This is a genomic window from Mesorhizobium sp. LNHC209A00 (assembly GCF_000502915.1).
Lineage (GTDB): Bacteria > Pseudomonadota > Alphaproteobacteria > Rhizobiales > Rhizobiaceae > Mesorhizobium.
Genome location: NZ_AYWT01000004.1, coordinates 405,631 through 428,026, shown reverse-complemented (window position 1 = coordinate 428,026; position 22,396 = coordinate 405,631). Strand labels below are relative to the sequence as shown.

Sequence of the window (22,396 nt, the reverse complement as noted above, 5' to 3'; positions counted from 1 at the left end):
TCAGGACGTCAAACTGCCGGTGCGCGGCTTTGTTCCCGTGAAGAACCGGTGCGCCTCGCGTGCATCGCCAAGGCGGCATCCCTATCTCGGCGACGGCATAGACCGATTGGGTGAGATGTCGCGCTGCGCCGAATTTCTGAAGAGTTCTCTTCAGCGCGAGGAACGAACCAAACTTCCATGCATTTAGCAGGGGCTGCGTTCATACACTCTTCTTCTGGGAGCTGGACCATTGTCATCCGGAGGCTACATTTTGGCCGACCAAGAAACCAATGAAGTTTCCATCGTTGAGCTCATACCCGCCATGCGGGCTTTCGCGCGAACCTTCTGCCGCGTCCCCGACGATGCCGACGATCTGGTACAGGAGACACTGACCAAGGGTCTCGCCAACATCGACAAGTTCGAACCCGGCACACGCATGAAGTCGTGGCTCTTCACCATCATGCGCAACACCTACTACACCCGGGTCAAGATCGCTGCCCGGGAAGCGCCAGGCCTGCTCGACTGCGCGTCGTCCCGACCGATTTCGGAAGCCACCCAGGAATGGAGCGTTCAGAGCAAGGAAGTCCACGCCGCCATTCAAAGGCTACCGGAACACCAACGCGAGGTCCTGATGCTGATTGGCGTTCTGGGAGTGAGTTATGAAGAAACGGCCGAGATATGCGGCTGCGCGGTGGGGACGGTAAAAAGTCGGCTGAACCGTGCCCGCGCCAATATTCTCGAATTGCTTGGGGAGACTTCGTTGCAGACATTGATTGAGAGACGAAATCATCTATCGGATGGTCAACTCGATATAGAGGGTGACAGCCGCAGATAGTCAGTTCTGCACCTCACGTCGACGTTTCTCGACCAGCGCGTTTTGCAACTCCATGGCCAGCCTGGTCAGACGATCCGGGATTTTTTCCTGCTCTATGGCGTCCAGGAGAGAAGTGATCTCCTGATCCATGGCCAGACCGAATTGCGGGTCCGCGGTATCGTCGCTCGAATGAGACATCCATATTCTCTTGATAACCAGCAGTCCTTGACTTTAGTGTGGTGACAAATGCCGGACATTACAAGGCGATGCCCGCCGCCGGCAGGGTTGCCGGCCGTCCTTGCACAGCTTTATTTCCTTGGCCCTCCGTGCTGCAGGCCAAGCACATGGAGCGACCGCGTTCAGTCCTTCGGCGCCTGGTCGGTGGCGTGATCCTGATATTGATCGGACTTGACGCGATCGCCGTCCAGCCCGCGGTCATCGCCATGCTGCTTCCCGCGGCCGATGTTTCTTGCCGCCGGGTGCCATGCTTTCCTCCTTCGGGTCGGTGCCGCTCTTCGGCGCCTCTGGTTCGACGTCCGAACTGGCGGCGCGCAGTAATGTTCCGCCGCCTCGAGCAAGTAGGAAAACCTCGCCATCCCATGACCGAAACGGCTTCTCGCCGTTGATGACGATCCGCATTTGGTGAGCTTCCGCCAGGCGGCCGATGTCGGCGCGGTCCCACGAAAGCGATCCGCGATAGGAATAGTTCAGCAAGGCGAGCCAGCCAGGCCGTTTCAGAACGCGTGCGATCTCATCGAAATGCCCCTCAGCCATGCCGGCCAGAACCAGATAAGGAAAGCTGTCAACCGCGAGCACGCAATCGAAACTGCCGTCGTCGAATTCGCTCAAATCGAGACCGGAGGTTTGTCGCAACTCGACATTGCCCAGCGCGGCGCACCGCTCGGAGGCGATGGAGATCATCCGCGAGGATATGTCGATGCCGATCATGCGGTTGAAGGAGTTGGAAAGCGCATGCTCGAAACGGCCGATGCCACAACCAATGTCCAGAATATCCCGGTGGGTTCCGGAGAAGTCCTGCTGCTTGAGCCAGGCGACGACTTCGTCGGTCGTGGCTGAGAGCCTTTCCTCATCCCCTAGGGATGCGAGCTGGACACTTGCTGTCTCCGAAATCGCTGCCGCCGCATCGAAGCTCGAGGCCAGCCGCGTGACGACGGCGGCACCGGTCTCCCCCTCGTCGCGTGTGTGCCGAACGGCAGCTCCCGTCGCTCGCAATGTGGCAAAGACATCTGGCTTGCGGCGAAGCAACCCGGCTATCTCTTGCAGCCGTTCCGCGTCTCGCGCATTCGCCGGGATGGTTTCCAGCACGATCTTTGCCAGTTCCGCCGCCCTGATCCCCGTCTGCAGGTGAAGCGCCAGCCTGGCGACGACTGCTTCGGCGCAGACACCATCCGCCATGCAGTCTTCAACAGCCGATCTGATCGTTGTGCGGCGCGGAGCGGATTTTGGCCCGGTCGCAGGCATGGTATCAACTCCGCGTCCAGGCCCGGCGCATCGTCCACCTGTCGATGGCGCCCCAGCCATATTTGTAGGCTTCCTGGCCGCGCAGGAAATCGAACTCGCACGCACCTTCGCGGATCGATTCCGCGATCGCGTGGCCGATCAGGATCGCCCCTGGGCTCTCTTCGGCATAGGCGGGGTCGAAGCCCCCGAGATAGGCATAGGCACGACCCCGATGGTGGAAGCCGTAATAGGCCCCGACCGTCCTGCCATCGATTGCCAAAAGCCAGCATCGGACCAGGCCGCGAGCGTCGAGCAAGGGAAATGAGCGCCTGTGGAATTCCTCTACAGCGGCGTCGGCCAACACGCCACCTCCGTGTCCGGCCCAGCGCGCGTCGTGCAGGCGGATCAACTGATCGAGGAAGGTTTGAGGATCGCCTCGTGCCGACGACAACGCGATCCGGCCGCGTCTGGATGCGGCCTGTTGCGCCCGTCGCAACTGGCGCCGGCGTCGGGAGGGTACGCAGCCTGCAAGGGTATCGTCTCCGGCGATGGCCAGCACGGGGCAAGCACCATGAGTGGCTGGCCGCCCCGCCTTCAGATCGGGATGCGCAATCGCAAGAGCGGCGCTGCCCTCCGGTAAATCCGACAGGATCCACTGCGACCAGCCGACCGAGAGGATCTTTTCGGCAACAATGGCTGCGACCTGGTTCTCGATGCCGGGAACACACAGGATATCCAGATAGTCGCTGAGCGAAATGCCGACCGGAAGAAGTTTCGAGCCGGCGGTTCCGTGCTCTAGATAAAGGGGCGCCAGACCTATCAGGTCGCCTCCGCGCCAGACCGCGACCGTCGCCAGGTCGCCGGGCCCGAATGTGCGCCACCATGGCACCAGCCACGCGGGAGATTGAAACGGCGTCGCCGAGGAACTCTGCTCCCACAATCCCCACCAATCCGGCGCAAGCGTATCGAATTGCGCCGGATCATCGATGATCTCGCCGCGCAACACAGGCTTGCTCACGGCGTGACGGCGAGGCGCCCGGCATCGGTGCCAAGTCCTGCCAGCGCTTGATAGGCATCCATGTAAGAGGAGATCATTCCCTCCAGCGAGAACCGCCGTCGCGCCTCGGCCCGGCATGTCCCGGCGTCCAGGCTTGACGCCGCAACGATGGCTTGTGCCATCTCGTCGACCGTATTGACGAGAAAACCGGTCTTGCCGTGCTCGATCACGTCCGGAAGCGCACCATTCGGAAAGGCGATCACCGGTGTGCCGCAGGCCAGCGCCTCCATGGCGACAAGGGAGCTGGTCTCGGCGGCGAGGCTCGGTATGACCAGACAGCGTGCTGCGTTGAGAAAGCGCCGCTTGGCGGTGAAACCGAGCGGACCAAGAAAGCGGCGGCGGCCATCGAGGCGAGCTTGGACCTCGTCGCGAAAGTACCGCGTGTGCGTTTCATAGCAATAGACCTTGCCGCCAACAACCAGCGGCACACCTGCTTGCTTGGCCGCGTCCAGCGCCAGGTGGATGCCCTTTTCCGGGCAGATACGGCTCAGAACCAGTGCGAAGTCGCGCTTAGGCTGCAGCAGGCTGAGCGCCTCTATGTCTACTCCATTCGGAATTGGCGGCGCCAGTCTGGCGCCGGGTGGCGCGGTTTTCTGCTGAGCGGCCGAGACTGCATGAAGCCACAGGTCGTCGCGCGTCGGGCGCAGTACCCCGGCCGGATACCAGTCCAGCGGCAGGTGAAGGGTCACTAAGGTCGGGCCATCGTCGGGCAGATAGGCATCGAAGTCGATGCCATGCAGATGGACCACATCGATTGGCCACCTGGCGCGGGCAGCGGCGATCGCGGTTCGATGAGCCTGCTGCGCGCGGCTCTTTGCCGCCTCGTCGAGCACGCCGCCTTCCGCCGGTGTTTCCAGAAGCGTGCCGCTCGCACTGGAGCCCCGGCAGCCGACGACGATGGACCGATGACCCGCGCCAACCAGTGCACGATCGAGCATCGTCAGGACCTGTTCGGCACCCCCGACCGCATCCGGTCCGACAGGCGCGAGGGGATAGGCGACATTGAGGACGGTGAGCGTCATGGCCGGCCCGGCCGTTCTGCCGGAGTCAGCGAATTGGCGGCGGAGCAGGCGGCCTCGACTTCGGTCAGGATATCCAACGATCGCGGATCGGGTCGCATGAGAGCCTCACGCAGCCGAGGCCCGCTGCGTCGGGAGCGAGGCGGACGTCATGCCGGGCGCGTAGCGGCGGATCATCGTTGCGCAGAACTCGGCGAATTCCTCGGGTACCAGCGGGGGGCTGGTGTGGTGAGGCATCATTCCGCGATGCTCGGGCGTGAAGCAGAAGGTGACCGTGACGTCGAAAGCGGCGAGTGCTTCCATCTGTCGGTCGAACCAGTCCAACGCATTCGGCCTGAAACTGTCGGCCCAGGAAAGCCCCGTGCGCATATTGGTCACGCCGAGCCGCTTCATCCAGGCGACGGCATCGTCCAGCCGCGGGTCCTCGAAATGAAACCACTGCACTAGGCCCATTGCGGGTGTGTAGCGCAGGAATTCTTCCAGCGACGGCTTCGGCGTACCGTCCTGGCGCAGCAGCCCCATGTGGAAATGACGGTAATAGGAGGATCCCTCCGCTTCGCGATGCCGCGTCGTTGCTTCCCATTCACGCGGAAGGTCATAGAGGCTGTACCACTGGATCCGCGGTGCGTTGCCGAGCAGCAATTCGGCGGTGCGCTTGAGCCCCCAGACCTGTATTTCCTCGGCTCCGAAGGTCGATACGCCGACTTCGCTGACCCAGATAGGGAGGTCGGTGACGGTCGCGATCTCACCGATCTTCTGCGGCCATTCCTGAATTTGCCACAGGTTCCAGTCGAGGGGAAAGCCGTGAACCGCGACGGCGTCGACATGGTCCAGCACGCCGAATTCCTTCATGCGCGTGATAAAGCCGGGGTCTATCGGCGAGATGCCGCCAAGCACTTTTGTCAGAGCCGGGTTCTCGGACGCGATCGCGTCCGCCGACAGGACTGCCATCCTGGCAAAGCGGCTCCAATCGGGGTCGAGCTCGGGGTCCCAATGCGATTTGTTGTTGGGCTCGTTCCAGATCATCGCGGCTTCAATCATGGAGCTTTCCTTTCGACGGATATATCGCGCCGCCGCCGGCCGGATCGCCGGCAGCGCGGCAGAAATAGACCTCCTGCTCGGGATGCAGAACGATTTCGAAACCGGCGCTGCGCAGCATCGCTTCGGTGCAGGCCCGGTTCGGTATCCACCAGTTGGTCGGATCGTCGGCATAGCGGTGTTCGATGAAATGCAGCTTGGGAAATTGAGGCTGGTCGAACAACTCATGCGTCCAGAAATGATAGTTCTCTTCCAACTCGGGCAGGTCCTTGCTGCCGCGCTGCATGGACTGAAAGATCATCAGGTCGCCGGCGACGTGCTCACGGATTAGGTCGAGCGCGAGCAAGGGGTGGCGCAGATGGTAAAGCACTCCCATGAAGAGCACGACATCGAATGTCTCGCGCAGGGCACCGACGTCGTAGACCGACAGCTTCTGGAATTCGATATCACAGTCCGCGATCTCGGCGGCAAAGCGGGCCTGCGCCAGATAGGCCTCGTCGAAATCGATCCCGAGGACACGGGCGGCGCCTCGCCGTTTCATCTCGATCGAGTAGAAGCCGGCATTGCAGCCAATGTCCAGCACGGTCTTGCCGGTCAGATCAGCGGGTATGGCATCGGCGAATTTGCGCCATTTGATCAGCGGGTAGTTGCCGAGAAAGTGGTCGGGCGCGGTTTCGACGCCGGCCAGGTCCATGTTGTGGAACCACGGGCCGAGCGCGTCGATGCGCCGGCGAATTTCGGCATGGGAATGCAACATGGTCAGGCTCCTTCGCCCGGAACGACAGGCACATGCGAATGCGCGCCGGGCATGATCGTTGCGGGCTGGTGATGAGCTGACGGGACACCGCTTTCAAGCAACCGCAGAGCTGTGCGATAACCATTGAAGGTACCGACATCGACATAAGCGGACCCTGCCTTGACACCATAGGCCACACCTCCGCCCGCAAGGTAGGCGTTGATCAACGTGCCGATATATTCGTCACGACCATCCCGCTCGCGCCAGAGTGCCGCAAGCCGATGCAGGATATGGCCGGGCATCTTGAACGCGCCCCACACCCAGTTCGTGGCGGCGTCCTGCCGCTTGACCTGGACTTCGATCACCCGCTCGTCATCATCGGTAACGACGGCGTCGAAGAATTCCGGGCTATCCACCGGGAAGAGCAGAAATGAAAGCTGATCGTCAGGCAAGTGACAGAAACCGTCCTCGGGAAACCAGATCGTATCTGGAAGCCCGACGAGGACGACCTCGTCGGGCGCGACGAGGGGCGCTGCCCGGAAAATCGCGTCGCAGAGACCAACGGGTTGGGGCTGCACCACGAAGAGCGCTGCCGCCTCACCGTAGCCGGCGGCATAATATTCGAGGATGTCGGATTTGCCCGATCCGATGATGAAGCAAATCTTGTCGACGCCTGCCTGGACCATGCGTCGTACCAGATACTCGCTCACGGCGCAGGGGCGTTCGGTCTGTCCGTCGATCCGGCTGCCGACCGGCAGCAACTCCTTCGAGAAGCCGAGCGGTTGAATGCGGCTGCCGCGTCCGGCAGCGGGCACGATGCCCAACATCAGACTGCTTCCTTCATCGGTTCGCCGACTGGGTTTCGCAAGGCATCGGCCAGGATTTTGTCCAGTTCCGCTGCGCGCTTGGCGGAAGTGTGCTCTCCCAAGACCCGCTCGCGGGCTCGCCTTCGAATGCCGTCGAGTTCGAACTCCGGCAATTGCAGTGCCGCGACAACATCATCCGTGTCGCGCGCCAACAGCACTTCGCGGCCGGGTTCGAAGAATTCCACAAGCCCTGGCCATGCGTCGGTGATGATGGCAGCTCCGCACGCGGCCGCTTCGAAGAGCCGTCCCGACGGGCACCAGCCCTTTTGCGCCATCGCTTCGCGGGTGACGTTCAGTGTCAGTCGCGACGAGGAGAAGAACGCCGGATGGTCGGCGGGCGGCAGATGTCTGACAAAGAAGATGTTGTCGCTCCATGGGAATTCCTGCGGATATTGTGCGCCGCCGATGATGAAGCGCTGGTCGGGCAGGCGCGCGGCCGGGCGGACCAGAAGCGTTTCGACGCCGGCCTGGCGATCCGCCGCGTAGGTCCCGAGATAGGACAGATCACCGGCGAATTCGGCCCGCTTCTCTGCCGGCCGGTGCTGGTCCGGATCGACATGCCCGTAGAGCGGCATCACGCGGCGCGCCCCCAGCACCGTCTTCAGCGCCTCGATTGCCGGGCCGCCGGTGTAGCTCAGGACGAGGTCGTAGTCGGCAAGGCCTTCAGGTCCGAAATAGGGCGGACGCTCACCTTGTTCGACGCGGGCAAGCGTGACTGGAGTATCGAGATCGTAAAAGACACGCAGTCCGCGGCTTGCCTGCTGCGCGAGGCGCGAAGCCTCGACGGCGTCGGGACAGTAAGAGGTGACGACCACGACATCCGCTTGCTTCATCGCCCGTTCCGCGACGCGGCGGATGTCCTCCCAGTCCGGATAGATGACGACGTTGCCTCCGTCGAGCTGATCCAGATCGCGGGTCCCGGCATAATAAGGAGTGTCGCGTTCGAAAAAGGTGATCGACCAGCCCAGCCGGGCGAGGGCGCGGATCAGCCCACGCCACAACGTGGCATGGCCGTTTCCCCATGAAGACGTGACGGTGAGACCGAAAATGACCATCCGCATCGGGAATTTCCTCGTCAGGCAGCTTCGTTCAATCGCAGAAGCTTCGAGCCCCAGTCGCCCGATACGATCGTCGTGATCGAGGCGGGATCGATGTCGAAGCGAAAGCAGTCGCCCACCGGCAAGCCAAGCACCTTGCAGACGGCGGCCTTGATCACATCGGCGTGGCTGATCAGGGCGACACATTGGTTCTGATGCAGCTCGCGGACGCCGTTCATCAGCGAGACGATGCGCTGCTGGACATCCAGCATGGTTTCGCCGCTCGGAGTCCTGGCCTCCTGCCGCTGATCGTTCCACGCGCGCCAACTGGCATCGCCGTTCAATTCGTCGAAAGTCTTCCCCGACCAGTCGCCGAAGTCGATCTCATCGAGTTCGGCGCAGATCGCGATTTCGCCGACACCGCAAGCGAGAGCGATTGGCACCGCCGTCTCCTGCGTGCGCTCGCGCGGGCTGCATAGAATGGCTGCAATGGTCTCACGGGCCATGCGGCCGCCAAGCTGCTCGGCTTGAGCCTTGCCGGCCTCGCCGAGACATACGCCGGCCATGCGCCCCGCGAGGTAGGAGCCGACATTGTCGTGCGCCGCATGGCGGATCAAGAAGAAGGTCGTCGTCATTCCGCGGCATCCAGCAATGGCTCGTCCTTGCCGGCGATGAAAGCGAGCGTGCGCTGGCGCGCTTCGGCGTCGGTGAACTGTTCGGGAGGCGATTTCATGAAATAGCTGCAAGGACCCGTCAGCGCCCCGGCAATGCCGCGATCGAGCGCAAGCTTGGCGCAGCGCACCGCATCGATCACCACGCCGGCTGAATTGGGCGAATCCCACACCTCCAGCTTGAGCTCGGCATTCAGCGGCACGCCGCCGAAGGTTGTCCCTTCGACGCGGATGTAGGCCCATTTGCGATCGGTGAGCCAAGGCACATGATCGCTGGGTCCGACATGGATGTTGCCCGGTTCCAGGGGAACATCCAGCTGGCTGGTTACCGATTGCGTCTTGGAGATTTTCTTCGATTCCAGCCGCTCGCGTTCGAGCATGTTGAGAAAATCGGTGTTGCCGCCGAAATTCAGCTGATAGGTGCGATCGATGCGCACGCCGCGCTCGCGAAAGAGATTGGCCAGCAACCGGTGCACGATGGTGGCGCCGACCTGGCTCTTGATGTCGTCGCCGACCAGCGGCAGCCCGCGTTGCTCGAAGCGCCGTCGCCATTCCGGACGCGAGGCGATGAAAACCGGTATGCAATTGACGAAGGCACAGCCGGCCTCGAGCGCGCATTCAGCATAGAAGTGCGTCGCCTCCTCCGAACCCACCGGCAGGTAGGAGACCAGCACATCGGCTCCGCTGTCGCGCAGGATCTCGCTGACATTGGCAACCGGTTCGGACGCTTCTTCGATTTCGTCGCGCAGATATTTGCCGATCCCGTCAAGCGTCGGCCCGCGTTCGACGCGAACGCCGGTCGTTGGCGCGTCGGCAAAGCGGAACGTGTTGTTGGGGGGAGCGTAGATCGCATCCGCGACGTCACGGCCGACCTTGCTTCTTGCGACATCGAACGCACAGACAATTTCGATGTCGTCGACGTGATAGCCACCGAGATCGGCATGCATCAGCCCCGGGATCGGTTCGTTGCTTTTAGCATGACGATAATAGGAAAGGCCCTGCACCAGGGAGGATGCGCAATTGCCCACTCCAACGATACCAACACGAACTTTTTTCGATCCCACGAAACTGCCGCCCTATGCTGTTCAAAGGTAAGTTCCTTGCGCCGAACCGCCACCGTGCCGGAATGTTCCTTGGCTTGGTCAAAAATTGCGCGAAGCAGCATGGATCGAAGCTGCACGCGCCGCGTTGCCGCACGGCAAGCATGGGAAATCGACTAATGATCGTCTACGGCGACCACAAGCGCCCCAAGAACGCACGACAGCTTCAGGAGGCGGCGATCGAAATGGCGCAAGGCCTCGATCGCTTGCCTTGCGGCATCCGGCGCCATGCCGCATTGGTCGGGCTGTTCGTCAGCGTGTCGGAACTGGTCCAGGGGCTCGCCGATGCCGACTTCAAGGCCCGGGGTGTCGACACCAATTCGCCTTCGCAACGGCAAGGCGCCAGGCTACTGGTCGGGCTTGCGGCAGAGGTGGCGAGGTCGTGGCGAAACGGGTTCGCCGTGGATGGTGGCATCGACCCGCGACTTCTCCAAATGCTGGCCGGGCTCGATTGCAAGGCAGAGGTTTTGACCGGTTCGGCCGAGGGCTACGCGCACTATGCGCTTTATCCAGAGAGTTATCTCGGCGCGGCGCGGATATCAGGTCTCGATGCGAACACATGCGTGATCGGCATCCGCAGCATCGGCCTGGGGCTCGCGGCCGTGGTGGCGGCCGCGATCGGTGCGCCGGCGCCCATTAGCGTGCGCCCGATCGGGCATCCTTTCGATCGGTGCCTCAATGCCGATCCGCGTTTGGTCGCGGCCTGGAGGAACGAGCCGTCGGCTCGCTTCGCCGTCGTCGACGAAGGTCCTGGCCTGTCGGGAAGTTCGGTCCATGCCGTCGTCGCGTGGCTGAGAAGACAGGGCATCGGTACGGACCGCATTCACCTGTTCCCCAGCCATTCGGGCGATCCGGGCGCCGAAGCGTCGCCGGAGGTTCGGGAGACATGGGTGCGCTGCCGCAAGCATGTGGCGATGACGTTCGAACGCACCTTTCCCGAAAGCTCGCAAAGTCCAACACTGCGCGATTGGGTAGCCGAGGCGGTCGGCAGTCCGAAATTGCGCTTGACCGAAATATCCGGCGGCGCGTGGCGACCCCTTCACTATACCGACGAAAAGCGCTGGCCACCGAGCACACGTGGCACCGAACGGCGAAAGTTCCTGGCCTCCGCGGGTCAAGATCGCTGGCTTGTCAAATTTGTCGGCCTCGGCGAAACCGGGCTGCGCAAGACGCAAGCCGCCAAGATGTTGCATCAAGCCGGATTCGGGCCGCACGTCATCGGGTTCTGCCACGGTTTTCTGGTCGAACGGTGGGCCGATGGCACGACGATGGACCAGCTACCGCTGTCCAGGCAGGGACTTATCACGGCGTTCACACGCTATCTAGTCTGGCGCGCGACCAATCTGCGAACCTGCGAAGCCGGTGCATCATTGCTCGCCCTCGCGGAAATGGCCGTTCACAATGCTTCCGAAGCTTTGGGCGAAAGCCGGGCGGCGAGACTGCGGACCTGGTTCTCGAAGCACACGCCCACAGAGGTGTTGGAACGGGCCGAGATCGACGGCAGGCTGCATCCCTGGGAGTTTCTGGTCGGTTCCGATGGCACGCTGATCAAGACGGATGCTGTCGACCATTGCCGAGGACACGATCTGATCGGCTGCCAACCGATAGAATGGGATATTGCAGGCGCCTGCGTAGAATATGACTTGTCCGAAGCCGAGGCGGCGACGTTGATCGGCGGCATGGGTAGCCGCATCGAGACCGGGCTCATCGATTATTTCAAACCTTGCTATTTGGCGTTTCAGCTCGGGCTGTGGAGCATGGCCGCTCAATCCGAGAATGGCCGGGAAAAAGCAAGGCTCGAGGAGACGGCAAACCGATATGCGGCAGGACTGACACGGTTCCTGGGCAAGGCCAGGGGGGGATAGCCGCCGTCAGTCCAGCCTTCGCAACATGTCTGCTTCCTGCTCGAGAATACTAGCCACCTCCTCCCGCTGCAGATGCGTCATCATCAGGCTGACACAGCATTCCAGATAGGTGATAGAGGCTCGCCGCAAATACGCGGCCGTCTCTCGTTCCGCCATCTTGTCGATATCGGTCCGAGATCGCTTGGGGTGCATGAGGAGGTCCTCCATATCTGGTCTTCTCGTCAAACCACAAGCTTGCGGGGATGTTCCGCGCAATCGGTGCGAAGATGTGGCTGTGGTCCGGCATCAGGCAGGGAGGTTCTGCAGCCCACCTGACGTGGGTCTCGCTCTTGTGGAGCGTTCTGCCATTTGATCGCCGATCGAGCCGCCTTCAAGCGCGACGAAATAGCTGATCGTTCGGGCGAGCCCCTCGTTGAGAGGCACTCTTGGCGTCCAGCCGAGCAGCGCTTTCGCGCGCGAGATGTCGGGCTGCCGGCGTCGAGGATCATCCTGCGGCAGCGGCAGGAACGTCATATCCGATTTGGTGCCGGTCATAGCCTTGATCATTGCCGCCAGTCGCACAATGGTGAATTCGCCGGGATTACCCAAATTGACCGGCTTGCCCGGATTGGGATTGATATCCATAAGACCCATCAACCCGTCGATCAGATCGGAGACGTAGCAGAAAGATCGCGTCTGCATGCCGTCGCCGAAAATCGTCAACGGGCGCTTCTCGAGCGCCTGCATGATCAGGTTCGAGACGATGCGGCCGTCCGCCGGATCCATTCTCGGCCCGTAGGTGTTGAAGATACGCGCGACACGAACATCGGCCTTGCCGGCTCGCAGATAATCGAAGCAAAGTGTCTCGGCCGTGCGCTTACCCTCGTCGTAACAGGCGCGTGGGCCGGTGCAGTTCACATGGCCGACATAATCCTCCCTCTGCGGATGTTGCTCCGGATCGCCATACACTTCACTGGTGGAGGCCTGCAGCAATCGCGCGTCGTTGCGGGCCGCGAGTTCGAGCAGGTTCAACGTTCCGATGACACAGGTTCGCGTGGTGTGGATCGGATCGGCCTGGTAACGCGGCGGTGAGGCGGCGCATGCCAGGTTGAAAATGCGATCCACCGGCTCGCCAAGGTCTAATGGACGGCAGATATCCTGCTCGATCAACCGGAAACCCGGCTGGTCCATGATCGCGTTGATGTTCTCCATGCGACCGGTAAGAAAATTGTCGGCGCAGATCACACGCCAGCCATCGCGTAACAATGCTTCGCAAAGATGCGAACCGAGGAAGCCCGCGCCACCGGCGACGAGCACCGTCTTTGCCCTTTGCGCTTTTTTTGTTTGTCGCATCGCGATTTTCTCCTGTCTGCCAGTCATGCTGCACTTCCGATATCGAGATCGAGGACCACCGCCCCCTTTTGCGTAAGCGCCGTAAGGAATTCGCGAGCCCTGGCCACACCGGTGTGGGAGGCAAGAACGAGTTCGCGTGCCCGGTCGGCCATGGCGAGACGTGTACGAGTCGATTCCCGGGACAGGATCGCGACGATCTCGTCCGCCTTCTTGGCTGTGTGGATCGTCGATGCGGGGAAGAAGCTGTCGAGGCCTGGCCAGCGGTCGCTGATGATCGGCGTGCCGCAAGCAGCGGCTTCGAAAAGCCGCACGCTGGGCGACCATCCCGCGGCAATCATGGAACTGCGTGTGACGTTCAGCGTGTAGCGCTGACGGCTGTAGAATGCGGCATGATCGGCCGGCGGCAAGTGTTCGATGCGCTCGACGTTGTCGGGCCAGTCGATATCGGACGGATATTGCGAGCCGGCCACGACGAAACGCCGATCCGGCATGCGCCGTGCAGGCTCCAGCAGAAGCGCATTGAGCGTGGCTTGCCGGTCGGCGCTGTAGGTGCCGAGATAACCGAGGTCCCAGCCGATCGGATCGGCGGTGCGGTGATGTCGTTCCGGGTCGACCGAACAGTAGAGCGGCTCGGCGCGGCGTGCGCCGAAGGTCTGTGTCAGATCGGCAAGCATCGGCCCGCCGGCAAAAGAGAAATAGATGTCGAAGTAGGGGATCTGGCGCCAGCTCAGATAGTCGCAATCGTCCGCCGACAGCTTCGCCAGGGTCACCGGAGTGTCGATGTCGTAAAAGCAGAGTTGTCCTTTGCTAAGAGAAGCGACGGTGTCGATCACCGCGCGCCCTTCCGGCACGAAGGAGCCGATCACCACGACATCGGCCTGTTGCAGACACCGTGCGTAGTCGCTTTGCAGTTCGTGCACGGTTTCGTAGTAGCGCAAGGCGCAGAAATCCGGATCGCGCAAATCGCGGTGATTGGCGTACCACGGCACATCGCGCTCCAGAAAAGTCACGCGATGGCCGAGTTGGTGGAGACCTTTCAGCAGACCTCGAAAAGTGGTGGCATGGCCGTTTCCCCAGGACGAGGAAAGCGACAGGCCGAGAAAGACGATGTCCAACTGCCTGGTCATTCGGCCGCCTCCACGGTCCCCTGCGTCAAATGCCGTTTGAAGACCGCATCAGCCACGGCCGCTCGCAATGCGTAGGTATGATCGGCGAGAACGCGCCGAAGTGCGGCCTGGCCGATCGCCTTTGCCCGGGCGGGGGTCAGCGCCTCCATGATTTCGGCGACATCGCTGCCGTCGCGCGCCACAAGGATCTCCTCGTCGGGTTTCAGGAACAGCTCGACGCCGAGCCAAGCATCGGTGATCAGGCAAGCGCCGGCGCCAGCCGCCTCGAAGACACGCGTGGCGGGTGAAAAACCGTTCGCGGCCATGCTGTCGCGGCTGATGTTCAGCACCGCCTTTGGCGTGACATTGAAGGCGTTGTGATCGCGGGTCCCGACATGGCCGAGCCAGCCGACATTGGCGGGGAGCGGCTTGTCGCCCCACCCAGATCCGCCGAGCAGAAACCGTTGTTGCGGCAACTGGCTTGCAGGATCGAGGAAGAACGATCCCACACGCGCTTCACGGTCCGGCAGCCTGTTTCCGAGGAACGCCAGATCGCAGGCAAAACGCGCATTGCTGGCGACCGGGTGGTGCGTTTCGGGATCGAGCGCATTGTAGATGGGCACGCACTCATTCGCGCCCATGGCACGATAGGCCCAGACCACGGGATCGCCACCGCCATAGGTCAACACAAGGTCGATTTCTTGCAGCGCACGATGCAGCGGGTGGTCCGGCTCGTCGCGCAGCTGGGCGAGCGTCGCCGGCGCGTCGACGTCCCAGAATACGATGAGCGCGTCGCTGCGGGCGTGGTCGAGCACGGAGCGCAGCAGCGCCTCGTCCTCGAAGCCGACGCCACTCGCCTTGACGACGATATCGGCCTCGGCGGCACGCGCCGCCACCTGCATCAGGGCATGGTGGGTTGCCTCGTAGACGACGACCGAGCACCAGTCAGGCGCCTCGATGTCGCGGTTCTTTTGCCGGTCATATACGTCAGGCTCATAGAAGGTGATTTCGTAGCCCAGTTGCGAAAGCGCCTTCAGCAACCCTCGGTAATAGGTCGCGGCGCCGTTCCAGTAGGACGACAAAAGGCTCGATCCATAGAATGCAATCTTCATGCTGCGGCTTCCTTTGCGGAGGTCAGCTCGGCGGTGTGCAGGGTCGTGCATTGCCTGAGCACGTCGATCAACTCGTCGACGCGGTGGCGGCAGGTGTGCCGTGAGCGGATGGTCTCAAGACCCGAGGTCACCAGGGAGGCCGCAAAATCGGGATCAGCCAACACCGCCTGGAGGTGTTGCCGCATTTGCGATCCATCCTCGGCAAACAGGAAGTCGACGCCGGGCCTGAAAAGCTGCTCGACATCGGACCAAGGCGCTGAAATCAGCGGGATGCCGCAGGCAAGTGCCTCGAACATGCGGATTGTCGGAATTCCAGGCAAGCCTTCACGATAAGGACGCCGCGGGATGTGCACGGTGACACGATGCGCGGCGAACCCCTTCGGCACGTCGGCATTGGCGATCCACCCTTCGTAACGCAGACCGGCGGCGGCCAAATCGGCAAGTGCCGGCTCGGGATAGCGGACACCGTGAACAGTGGCCCGAAGACCGAGATCGCGCACTGGTTCGATCAGGAACTCCTGGATCTCGGCCGTCCGCTCGTCGTCGCCCCAGTTTCCGATCCAGACCAGGTCGGACGTCGCGTGGATTTCCGGGTGCGGCTTGAATAGGCGATCGTCCGCCGCTTCATGCCAGGTGAAGACACGCTTGCCCCAGCCGGCGCGCAGATAGCTCTCCCGCAGCGCTTCGCCAAACGCGAGAACGCCATCATAATGTTCCAGGCGGAGCGCCGAGATTGCCTCGGTGGCCGACACGGCGCGGTGATGGGTGTCGTGAAACAGCAAGGTGAATTCGCCGCCATCGGCCCGGGCACGGCCGATGCGAGCGACAAGCTTCGGGTCGGTCCATTCGTGGACAATCACCACGTCGGCCTCGGCGATCCAGGCTTCATGGTCGAACGCGGCATCATAGGTCACCGGCATCAGTTCGGGGAAATCCTTGCGAAAACGTTCGATCGCGAAGGATCCCTTCTCGGCCAGCAGGTTCGATCGGCTCCAGCCGTCCGCCGGCTCCAGAGCGATGGCCTGATGCCGGCGCGCCACCAGTTCGCGCATGACGCCTCGAAGGAAATGGGCATTGCCGTGGTTCCAGTCGGAGACGAGCGAGTGGGTGTAGAACAAGAAGCGCATGATCAGCGCTCCGCAACGGCCAGCGCCGCCTTTTCGTAGACATCGCGCATGGCCGCTGCCTGCCTCGCCAGCGTGTACCCGCGGCTTCGGCGGAGGGCGGCGTGGCCGAGCTCTCGCCTATGCCCGGCATCGCTGGAAAGACGATTGATGCAGGCAGCGAGATCATGCGGGTCGCGCCCGTCAAAGAACATCGCGGCCCCATCCCATAACTCGCGATAGGTCGGGATGTCCGAGAGCACCAGGGGCGTTGCCGACATGGCCGCTTCCAGCGCCGCCAGACCGAACGGTTCGTAGAGCGACGGAGACACGAAAATACCGGCGCGGGCCATCAAGGAGCGCACCTCGTCATGCGGCAGTGCTCCGAGAGGAACGGCATGCTTGACGATGGCGCGCTCGCCGTTCGGGCCGTGAAGCGAACCGGCTGTAAAGAGAGGCCATTGCGTCAACGAGGCGGCCTGGTCGACCACCGCCACATTCTTTCCCTCGTCCCACCAGCGGGCGGCGGCGAAGACGAGCGGCTGGCGGGCTTCTGCTGTCGGGACCGGGTGTGCGGCATTTCCGACGACGTGAAGGCGTGCGATCGGGCCATAGCAGGTCTCGAGCAGCTCGGCATGGCTGCGGCTTGGGGCGATGACTGCGTCTGCCCTGTCGAAGCCGTGCCTATTGCGCTCTTTCTGCCAGCTCCATGCGCCATCCAACGCCTGTCTCTTGACGGAATGGAACCATGTCGTCACGCATGAATGCGAGACCGCTATAACTGGGCAAGGCGCGTCCAACCCCACGGCCTGCGTCGGTCCGTTGAGATGGACAAGGTCTATGGCGTAGTCGCGTATGGGCGCACGCAATTCCAGCGGCAGACCGTCGAGGTCGCCGGCGCTGCGGGTCATCCAGTCCAGAGGCGTATTCAGCCAGATGAGCGTCGCGAAAGACCGTGCCTCTTCGGCCTGTTGCTTGGATGGTTGCGGCCCCAGACCGGCGAACACAACGCTGTCGCCGCCATTGACCAGTTCCCGGCCGAGATCAAGCGCGTAGCGCCATACTCCGCCCATGGCGTCGACGGTCATCAGGATGCGGCGCTTGCGTGGCGTCAGTGTCCGCAACATGCCGCCTCCAGTTCCGCCAGCGGGCGCGGGCGCTTTTCCTGGATGTCGCTGAACTTCTGGAACGATGCGAGGTAATGGTCATGGGCGCGCTCCCAGGCAAGGTCGTCGGGTTCGCCCCAAAGCTCGCGATAGCTGGGCGAACTCGGATATGGATAAAGCGGTACGGGTTCATTGGCCCACACGCCATTGTCGATCAGGTGGGCGCGCCAGTGATCGACAAGGGCAGGATCGTCCTCGACGACGCCGATCAGATTGGCCTGGACGAAGGGAACGTGGCGTCTGGCCTTGACCAGTAGCGCGGCAAGCTCCTCGGTGCCCAGCCGGCAACGCTTCGCCAGCATGGCCCGCCCTTCCACCGTCAGGCTTTCGAGGCCGGCTTCGATGGACACGCAGCCTGCCGCGCCCAGCAGTTCCAGCAGCTCGGGTTTCCACAGATCGATGCGGGTCTGGACGCCGAATTTCACATCGCGGCCGACCAACGCCTCCAGCAACGCTTTTTGCGGAAGGAAGATTTCGTCGATGAAGTAGATGTAGCCGACACCTTGGGCGATCAGCCGATCGATTTCAGTTACCACCGCTTCGTGGTTGCGGCGGCGATAGGCATCGCGGAAATCGATCTTGGCGCAGAAGCTGCAATTGTAGGGACAGCCGCGCGAGGCCTCGACCTCGGCGCCGAATCCAAGCTGTTGGTTATCGAACCGGTGATGGTGGTGTGAATGGGCCGCAATCCAGTCGGATGGCCATTCCAGCGGCGGGTGATCGACAAACGAACTGGCATGGACGCCTCCGTTGGACACCAGCTTGGCGTCCCGCAGATAGGCGGTCGACGGTACCGCGCTCCAATCGTCGCGCCGTGCAAGTTCCGCGACGACTTCCTCGCATTCGCCCCGCACGACAATGCCGACGCCCAGCTTGCGCAAGGTCGGCGCCGGCGTCGCCGAACCATGTGGGCCGACCGCGACCGTGCGTCCGCCACGCCCGGCCAGACGATTGAGGAAGTCGGCCGGCACCCGCAATTCGGGCGGTGCGCAGCGCCAGAACAGATAGGTCGGCGCGGTGCTGACGACCGTCATTGCCGGTGCGAAATCAACCACGCGTTCGCAGAGCCCGGAATTATCGAGCTTCTGCAATTGCCCATCCAGCATCAGCACCTCATGGCCGGCCGCTTCAAGCAGGGCTTTCGAATAGCCTAGTTCCAGCGGCAGATGCGGTTGGCGGCAGCCGAAATAGATGCTGTCGTCATATGTCCAGGACGGGTTGACCAGGGCTATTCTCATGCGACGTACCTCACGGCTTCGGGGCGGGGCTCGAGCCGGTGGCGCTGCAGCCAGTCGGCGAGATCGCGAATGCCCTCGCGCCACGCAACCTGGGCCTTCCAGCCAAGCGCGGTCTCGATCTTGCGGGTATCGGCGACGAAGAAGGGCTGGTCGCCGGTCCGTTCCCCATCGTGGCGGACCGAGAGTTCGCGGCCGGTCAGGCTGCCGATCTCGCTCAACAGCATACGCAGGCTGAGCGCATTTTCTGGTCCGCCGCCAAGATTGAATGCCTGGCCCGTGGTGATCTCGATCCGGTCCAGCACGGCCTTGTAGGCGGCGACCGCATCGGAAACGTGCAGGATGTCGCGCACCTGCCTGCCGTCGCCATAGATGGTGATTTCCCGTCCCCTCAGGGCGCTGAGCAGAAAGTGCGCTACCCAACCCTGGTCCTCGGTTCCAAACTGGCGCGGTCCGTAGATGCAGCTCATCCGCAGCACCGCCGTGGGCATGCCGTAGGATTTGGCGTAGTCGAGCACATACTGGTCCGCCGCGCCCTTGGAGCAGCCATAGGGTGTGCAGAAATCCAGACCGCGGGCCTCATTGATGCCGCCGGCCTGGATCGCGCTATCGCAAGGTATGTAGCGGTCGTCGTCCGCGCGAACTGCGATGTCGGGGAGGCTGCCGTAAACCTTGTTGGTGCTGGCGAAAATCACCGGGATGCGCTCGCCGCTCAGCCGCGCCGCTTCCAGCACGTTGAACGTGCCGCGAAGGTTGATGTCGAAATCCTCGTCCGGCCGGACCAGGCTCGTGGTGACGGCTGTCTGCGCGGCCAGATGGAAAATCGCCTTGGATCTCATCAGAACTGGCGCCAAGGCATTGGCATCCCGCACATCGGTGGTCTCGACTGTTAAACGGCCACCGTGTTTCTGGGCAAGCCATTGCAGGTTCTGTTCGACGCCGGGACGGCTGAGATTATCGACCACCAGCACCGGCTCGCCATCCGACAACAGGCTGTCGGCCAGGTTTGATCCAATGAAGCCGCTGCCGCCGATGATGGCGACCGGCGCTTCGCGTCGGTTGCGTGCGCCCGGGCTCATGACACCAACCCGCGCTCTTCGAGTTCGCGCTTCATTTCGGCGCCGCGGTCGACGGCGGCCGTGTTGCGCACCCAGGAAACGAAATCCCCGAGAGAGTTCTCCAATCGCAGGCCGGGTTCGAAACCGAGCAACTCACGTGCCTTGGAGATATCGGCGAAGCAGTTGCGAATGTCGCCGGAGCGCGCCTTGCCGAGCAACTCGGGCGAATGGTTCGGGGTTCCCATGGCTTCCGCCAGTAATCGCGCGACTTCGCTGATCGCATAGGCGCGGCCGCTGCCGATGTTGATGACGTGGCCCTTTGCCTGACGTTGCTGCAGGGCAAGGCGAAAGGCGCGGGCGACGTCATGCACATGCACGAAATCGCGCTTCTGTTCGCCATCCTCGAAGATCATCGGCCGTTGGCCATTGGCGAGACGTGAAGCGAAATTGGCCAGCACGCCGGTATAGGGATTTGATAGCGCCTGGCCGGCACCGAAGACATTGAACAGGCGCAACGCGACCGCATCGATGCCGTAGGCTTCGCCGAAGATCAGCACGGCGCGTTCCTGGGCGTACTTCGTCAGCGCGTAGATCGAGGCGAGATCGACCGGTTTTTCTTCATCCGTAGGCAGCGGCGAAAGGGGTTCGCCTTCCGGCGACAGCGGATTCCACTGTCCGCTTTTGATGTCGCTCGTCTTGCGCCTTGCGTTGTCGATGCGCCGGCCGTCGGGCGTGGCATAGAGGCCCTCGCCATAGACGCTCATCGAGGAGGCGACGACGATCCTTTCGACCGGATGCTTGATCAGCGCTTCAAGCAGTGTCGCCGTGCCCAAATCGTTGGTGCCGACATAGCGCGCGATCTCGTACATTGATTGTCCGACGCCGACTTCCGACGCCAGATGAATGACAGCGTCGACGCCTTCCAGCGCCTCGGCAACGGCCTCGCGGTCGCGAATGTCGCCCTTGATCAGTTCGGCACCGGCGGGAAGCGCGACTGCTTCGCCTGCATGCACCTGCTCCAGCAGGGCGTCGAGAATACGAACTGAATAATCCTGAGCGATGAGTTCTTGTGTGACGTGGCGGCCGATGAAGCCGCAGCCTCCTGTAACCAATATGCGTTTCACGACGACTCCTCGGACAAGTGACCTCGGCGCCCCGAACTTTTCGGCAAAAGGTTTGTTCCCTGTGCTTCAACAAAGTTCCCTTCGCGGGCTTCGTCTGAAAGCAAGCGCAACGCCATCGGGCCGCAATGCGGGAACATTGCCGCCGGTATGCTGTTAGGGCGCTCGACAGCCGCCGTGACGCCGAAAGGCGAAGCCGATGATCAAGGGAGATTTCAATGTCGCAGTCCCAGACGACCACCAATCACGACGAAATTCGCAAATGGGCCGAGGAGCGACAAGGTCGTCCGGCGGTGGTCCGCACCAAGGGGGAGGGCGGCATCTTGCGGATCGACTTTGGCGAGCCCGAGGAAGCATTCGACCCTATCGATTGGGACGAGTTCTTCCGGATATTCGACGAGAATGATCTGGCCTTCCTCTATCAGGCCAAGACCAGCGACGGAAAATCCAGCCGTTTCAACAAATTCGTCGAGCGTGATCGCAAGAGTTGAGAAAGGCTGGCCTACGACCGGTGCCGCGGGCCCTAGAAAATCTCGAAATTCGCTGGAACAATCGACGGCCCCATTGCTTCGGGCCCTGAGCCAGAAAAGCGATCCAGCAATCCCCCAGGGAAGCGCCTTGGCTTCGGCCCAGGAGAATTCAATGCATCAGCTTTGCGCCGCGGGCTTTTGCCACTTCTCGCATGACGTCGTTGAGCCAGTTTTCGGTGGACTGGCCAAGCTGCCGGTGGTCCACGTCCCGGATCGCTTGCTCGAGTGTCCTCTCGACCAGCCGGTCCGATGCGTTGACGTCCCCCAGCAGAAGACGCGCCGCGAGGCGCAGTTTGGGCAAAAGAGTGAAAACGTCGTCTGGCGGGGAGGGCACGGAGATGTCCGCTTGTTCGGACCCCTGCGGCGGAAAAAGGGCATTGAACACAGCCTTGCTGCCCGAGGATTTCCGCAAATTGCTGGCGTAACGGAGATGCTCGGGGATGGCGATGTCGTTGTCGCCGCTAAAGAATACGAACGGGATACCGCGGCGCATCAACTTGTCGGCGATCGGAAACACGCGTCGGCCGTTAAGATTGACGTCCAGGATCGCAGCTTCGGCTTGATCGGTATGTTCAGACGCCTGCTCGACGGTAGCCGCGGGCCCGAGGATGATAGCACCCATGTTGCTGAAAAACCTCGCAAGATCTCCCGCCATCGACCATTCGTCTTCGACAATCAGAATATGCAACCCCCGCAGATCGCGCACGTCGTCATCCTTTCTTCGAACGGAGTTTAGGATGCAAAGAAGCCACTTCCGCTTTCCTGTCATCCAGCGCCGCCTGCAATCGTTTCGCAAGCGCCAGCATGCGATCCGGGACGGGCCCATCGAGACCTTCGATTAATTCAGGCGCCCCCGGCACCATTGGCGCCAGGAGTTTCAGGCCAGCAGAGCGTTTTGTCATTGAACCACCATGGATATCGGGTTCAACGTCATGCATGCTGACTTGTTCCATCCTCCCTGCGCGCTATATGGTTGTGTCCTGTCCGATC

At 62.2% G+C, this 22,396-nt stretch carries 24 protein-coding genes; 3 read left to right on the top strand and 21 right to left on the bottom strand.

Going from position 1 to position 22,396, the window contains the following annotated elements; translation table 11 throughout:
* The first annotated feature begins 250 nt into the window (after nt 1-250).
* Nucleotides 251-814, top strand: a complete 564-nt coding sequence (locus tag X739_RS152195) for a sigma-70 family RNA polymerase sigma factor (RefSeq protein WP_023771285.1) — start codon at nt 251-253, stop codon at nt 812-814.
* Here the strand turns inward: X739_RS152195 and X739_RS1000000167975 are convergent, their stop codons facing one another.
* The 10 genes from X739_RS1000000167975 to X739_RS152240 form a co-directional block, all read right to left on the bottom strand.
* Nucleotides 815-991 (bottom strand): hypothetical protein, encoded by a 177-nt coding sequence (locus X739_RS1000000167975; RefSeq protein WP_023782381.1) that lies wholly within the window; start codon nt 989-991, stop codon nt 815-817. It lies immediately after the preceding gene.
* A gap of 237 nt (nt 992-1,228) precedes the next feature.
* A complete protein-coding gene (locus X739_RS152200) occupies nt 1,229-2,209 on the bottom strand; it encodes a class I SAM-dependent methyltransferase (protein WP_245273847.1) in 981 nt (326 codons plus the stop codon).
* Nucleotides 2,210-2,279: 70 nt separating this feature from the next.
* The gene (locus X739_RS152205; protein WP_023771283.1) at nt 2,280-3,272 is read right to left on the bottom strand and encodes a GNAT family N-acetyltransferase; all 993 of its coding nucleotides are present in this window, start codon (nt 3,270-3,272) and stop codon (nt 2,280-2,282) included.
* On the bottom strand, nt 3,269-4,249 hold the full coding sequence (locus tag X739_RS152210; RefSeq protein ID WP_245273846.1) for a glycosyltransferase: 981 nt from the start codon (nt 4,247-4,249) through the stop codon (nt 3,269-3,271). Before X739_RS152210 ends, X739_RS152205 begins: the two co-directional genes overlap by 4 nt.
* A 189-nt stretch (nt 4,250-4,438) precedes the next feature.
* A complete protein-coding gene (locus X739_RS152215) occupies nt 4,439-5,371 on the bottom strand; it encodes a beta-xylosidase (protein ID WP_023771281.1) in 933 nt (310 codons plus the stop codon).
* The gene (locus tag X739_RS152220) at nt 5,364-6,125 is read right to left on the bottom strand and encodes a TIGR04290 family methyltransferase (protein WP_023771280.1); all 762 of its coding nucleotides are present in this window, start codon (nt 6,123-6,125) and stop codon (nt 5,364-5,366) included. Before X739_RS152220 ends, X739_RS152215 begins: the two co-directional genes overlap by 8 nt.
* Before the next feature lie 2 nt (nt 6,126-6,127).
* Entirely contained in the window at nt 6,128-6,931 is an 804-nt protein-coding gene (locus X739_RS152225) for a sugar phosphate nucleotidyltransferase (RefSeq protein WP_023771279.1), read from the bottom strand.
* On the bottom strand, nt 6,931-8,031 hold the full coding sequence (locus X739_RS152230; protein ID WP_023771278.1) for a glycosyltransferase: 1,101 nt from the start codon (nt 8,029-8,031) through the stop codon (nt 6,931-6,933). The genes X739_RS152225 and X739_RS152230 overlap by 1 nt, the downstream gene beginning before the upstream one ends.
* A 14-nt stretch (nt 8,032-8,045) precedes the next feature.
* The gene (locus X739_RS152235) at nt 8,046-8,642 is read right to left on the bottom strand and encodes a histidine phosphatase family protein (protein ID WP_023782376.1); all 597 of its coding nucleotides are present in this window, start codon (nt 8,640-8,642) and stop codon (nt 8,046-8,048) included.
* Nucleotides 8,639-9,742: a myo-inositol-1-phosphate synthase gene (locus X739_RS152240; RefSeq protein WP_023794711.1), complete on the bottom strand. Its 1,104-nt coding sequence runs from the start codon at nt 9,740-9,742 to the stop codon at nt 8,639-8,641. Before X739_RS152240 ends, X739_RS152235 begins: the two co-directional genes overlap by 4 nt.
* A gap of 155 nt (nt 9,743-9,897) precedes the next feature.
* Here X739_RS152240 and X739_RS152245 point away from each other — a divergent pair, with 155 nt between their 5' ends.
* Complete coding sequence (locus tag X739_RS152245; RefSeq protein ID WP_023794710.1) at nt 9,898-11,643, top strand: hypothetical protein; 1,746 nt, start codon at nt 9,898-9,900, stop codon at nt 11,641-11,643.
* 6 nt (nt 11,644-11,649) lie between these two features.
* Here X739_RS152245 and X739_RS152250 read toward each other — a convergent pair whose 3' ends face one another.
* The 9 genes from X739_RS152250 to X739_RS152290 all read right to left on the bottom strand — a co-directional run bounded on the left by X739_RS152250 (nt 11,650) and on the right by X739_RS152290 (nt 20,879).
* Nucleotides 11,650-11,850 (bottom strand): hypothetical protein, encoded by a 201-nt coding sequence (locus X739_RS152250; protein ID WP_015319152.1) that lies wholly within the window; start codon nt 11,848-11,850, stop codon nt 11,650-11,652.
* Nucleotides 11,851-11,928: 78 nt separating this feature from the next.
* The gene (locus tag X739_RS152255; RefSeq protein ID WP_023771274.1) at nt 11,929-12,975 is read right to left on the bottom strand and encodes a UDP-glucuronic acid decarboxylase family protein; all 1,047 of its coding nucleotides are present in this window, start codon (nt 12,973-12,975) and stop codon (nt 11,929-11,931) included.
* Between the two features lie 23 nt (nt 12,976-12,998).
* Nucleotides 12,999-14,102 (bottom strand): glycosyltransferase, encoded by a 1,104-nt coding sequence (locus tag X739_RS152260; RefSeq protein WP_023782372.1) that lies wholly within the window; start codon nt 14,100-14,102, stop codon nt 12,999-13,001.
* On the bottom strand, nt 14,099-15,193 hold the full coding sequence (locus X739_RS152265) for a glycosyltransferase (protein ID WP_023794709.1): 1,095 nt from the start codon (nt 15,191-15,193) through the stop codon (nt 14,099-14,101). Before X739_RS152265 ends, X739_RS152260 begins: the two co-directional genes overlap by 4 nt.
* Nucleotides 15,190-16,320, bottom strand: coding sequence for a glycosyltransferase (locus tag X739_RS152270; protein WP_023794708.1), 1,131 nt, complete (start codon nt 16,318-16,320; stop codon nt 15,190-15,192). The genes X739_RS152265 and X739_RS152270 overlap by 4 nt, the downstream gene beginning before the upstream one ends.
* 2 nt (nt 16,321-16,322) lie before the next feature.
* The gene (locus X739_RS152275) at nt 16,323-17,423 is read right to left on the bottom strand and encodes a glycosyltransferase family 4 protein (protein ID WP_023794707.1); all 1,101 of its coding nucleotides are present in this window, start codon (nt 17,421-17,423) and stop codon (nt 16,323-16,325) included.
* Nucleotides 17,408-18,700, bottom strand: a complete 1,293-nt coding sequence (locus X739_RS152280) for a TIGR04295 family B12-binding domain-containing radical SAM protein (RefSeq protein ID WP_023794706.1) — start codon at nt 18,698-18,700, stop codon at nt 17,408-17,410. The genes X739_RS152275 and X739_RS152280 overlap by 16 nt, the downstream gene beginning before the upstream one ends.
* Complete coding sequence (locus X739_RS152285) at nt 18,697-19,776, bottom strand: GDP-mannose 4,6-dehydratase (protein ID WP_023794705.1); 1,080 nt, start codon at nt 19,774-19,776, stop codon at nt 18,697-18,699. The genes X739_RS152280 and X739_RS152285 overlap by 4 nt, the downstream gene beginning before the upstream one ends.
* On the bottom strand, nt 19,773-20,879 hold the full coding sequence (locus X739_RS152290) for an NAD-dependent epimerase/dehydratase family protein (RefSeq protein ID WP_023794704.1): 1,107 nt from the start codon (nt 20,877-20,879) through the stop codon (nt 19,773-19,775). The genes X739_RS152285 and X739_RS152290 overlap by 4 nt, the downstream gene beginning before the upstream one ends.
* 215 nt (nt 20,880-21,094) lie before the next feature.
* Here X739_RS152290 and X739_RS152295 point away from each other — a divergent pair, with 215 nt between their 5' ends.
* Nucleotides 21,095-21,367, top strand: a complete 273-nt coding sequence (locus X739_RS152295; protein WP_023771266.1) for a hypothetical protein — start codon at nt 21,095-21,097, stop codon at nt 21,365-21,367.
* A gap of 148 nt (nt 21,368-21,515) precedes the next feature.
* Here X739_RS152295 and X739_RS152300 read toward each other — a convergent pair whose 3' ends face one another.
* Nucleotides 21,516-22,112, bottom strand: a complete 597-nt coding sequence (locus tag X739_RS152300; protein WP_023782367.1) for a response regulator — start codon at nt 22,110-22,112, stop codon at nt 21,516-21,518.
* 4 nt (nt 22,113-22,116) lie between these two features.
* Nucleotides 22,117-22,344 carry a hypothetical protein gene (locus X739_RS1000000169305; protein WP_156939358.1) on the bottom strand — a complete coding sequence of 76 codons (228 nt, stop codon included), beginning with the start codon at nt 22,342-22,344 and terminating at the stop codon, nt 22,117-22,119.
* Between the last annotated feature and the right edge of the window lie 52 nt (nt 22,345-22,396).

What these genes read in the sequence shown, in the direction of transcription:
- X739_RS152235 (WP_023782376.1), bottom strand. Translation starts at nt 8,642, where the DNA reads ATGACGACGACCTTCTTCTTGATCCGCCATGCGGCGCACGACAATGTC.
- X739_RS152260 (WP_023782372.1), bottom strand. Translation starts at nt 14,102, where the DNA reads ATGACCAGGCAGTTGGACATCGTCTTTCTCGGCCTGTCGCTTTCCTCG.
- X739_RS152220 (WP_023771280.1), bottom strand. Translation starts at nt 6,125, where the DNA reads ATGTTGCATTCCCATGCCGAAATTCGCCGGCGCATCGACGCGCTCGGC.
- X739_RS152255 (WP_023771274.1), bottom strand. Translation starts at nt 12,975, where the DNA reads ATGCGACAAACAAAAAAAGCGCAAAGGGCAAAGACGGTGCTCGTCGCC.
- X739_RS152265 (WP_023794709.1), bottom strand. Translation starts at nt 15,193, where the DNA reads ATGAAGATTGCATTCTATGGATCGAGCCTTTTGTCGTCCTACTGGAAC.
- X739_RS152210 (WP_245273846.1), bottom strand. Translation starts at nt 4,249, where the DNA reads ATGCTCGATCGTGCACTGGTTGGCGCGGGTCATCGGTCCATCGTCGTC.
- X739_RS152200 (WP_245273847.1), bottom strand. Translation starts at nt 2,209, where the DNA reads ATGGCGGATGGTGTCTGCGCCGAAGCAGTCGTCGCCAGGCTGGCGCTT.
- X739_RS152230 (WP_023771278.1), bottom strand. Translation starts at nt 8,031, where the DNA reads ATGCGGATGGTCATTTTCGGTCTCACCGTCACGTCTTCATGGGGAAAC.
- X739_RS152270 (WP_023794708.1), bottom strand. Translation starts at nt 16,320, where the DNA reads ATGCGCTTCTTGTTCTACACCCACTCGCTCGTCTCCGACTGGAACCAC.
- X739_RS152250 (WP_015319152.1), bottom strand. Translation starts at nt 11,850, where the DNA reads ATGGAGGACCTCCTCATGCACCCCAAGCGATCTCGGACCGATATCGAC.
- X739_RS152285 (WP_023794705.1), bottom strand. Translation starts at nt 19,776, where the DNA reads ATGAGCCCGGGCGCACGCAACCGACGCGAAGCGCCGGTCGCCATCATC.
- X739_RS152295 (WP_023771266.1), top strand. Translation starts at nt 21,095, where the DNA reads ATGTCGCAGTCCCAGACGACCACCAATCACGACGAAATTCGCAAATGG.
- X739_RS1000000169305 (WP_156939358.1), bottom strand. Translation starts at nt 22,344, where the DNA reads ATGCATGACGTTGAACCCGATATCCATGGTGGTTCAATGACAAAACGC.
- X739_RS152280 (WP_023794706.1), bottom strand. Translation starts at nt 18,700, where the DNA reads ATGAGAATAGCCCTGGTCAACCCGTCCTGGACATATGACGACAGCATC.
- X739_RS152245 (WP_023794710.1), top strand. Translation starts at nt 9,898, where the DNA reads ATGATCGTCTACGGCGACCACAAGCGCCCCAAGAACGCACGACAGCTT.
- X739_RS152275 (WP_023794707.1), bottom strand. Translation starts at nt 17,423, where the DNA reads ATGTTGCGGACACTGACGCCACGCAAGCGCCGCATCCTGATGACCGTC.
- X739_RS1000000167975 (WP_023782381.1), bottom strand. Translation starts at nt 991, where the DNA reads ATGTCTCATTCGAGCGACGATACCGCGGACCCGCAATTCGGTCTGGCC.
- X739_RS152225 (WP_023771279.1), bottom strand. Translation starts at nt 6,931, where the DNA reads ATGTTGGGCATCGTGCCCGCTGCCGGACGCGGCAGCCGCATTCAACCG.
- X739_RS152215 (WP_023771281.1), bottom strand. Translation starts at nt 5,371, where the DNA reads ATGATTGAAGCCGCGATGATCTGGAACGAGCCCAACAACAAATCGCAT.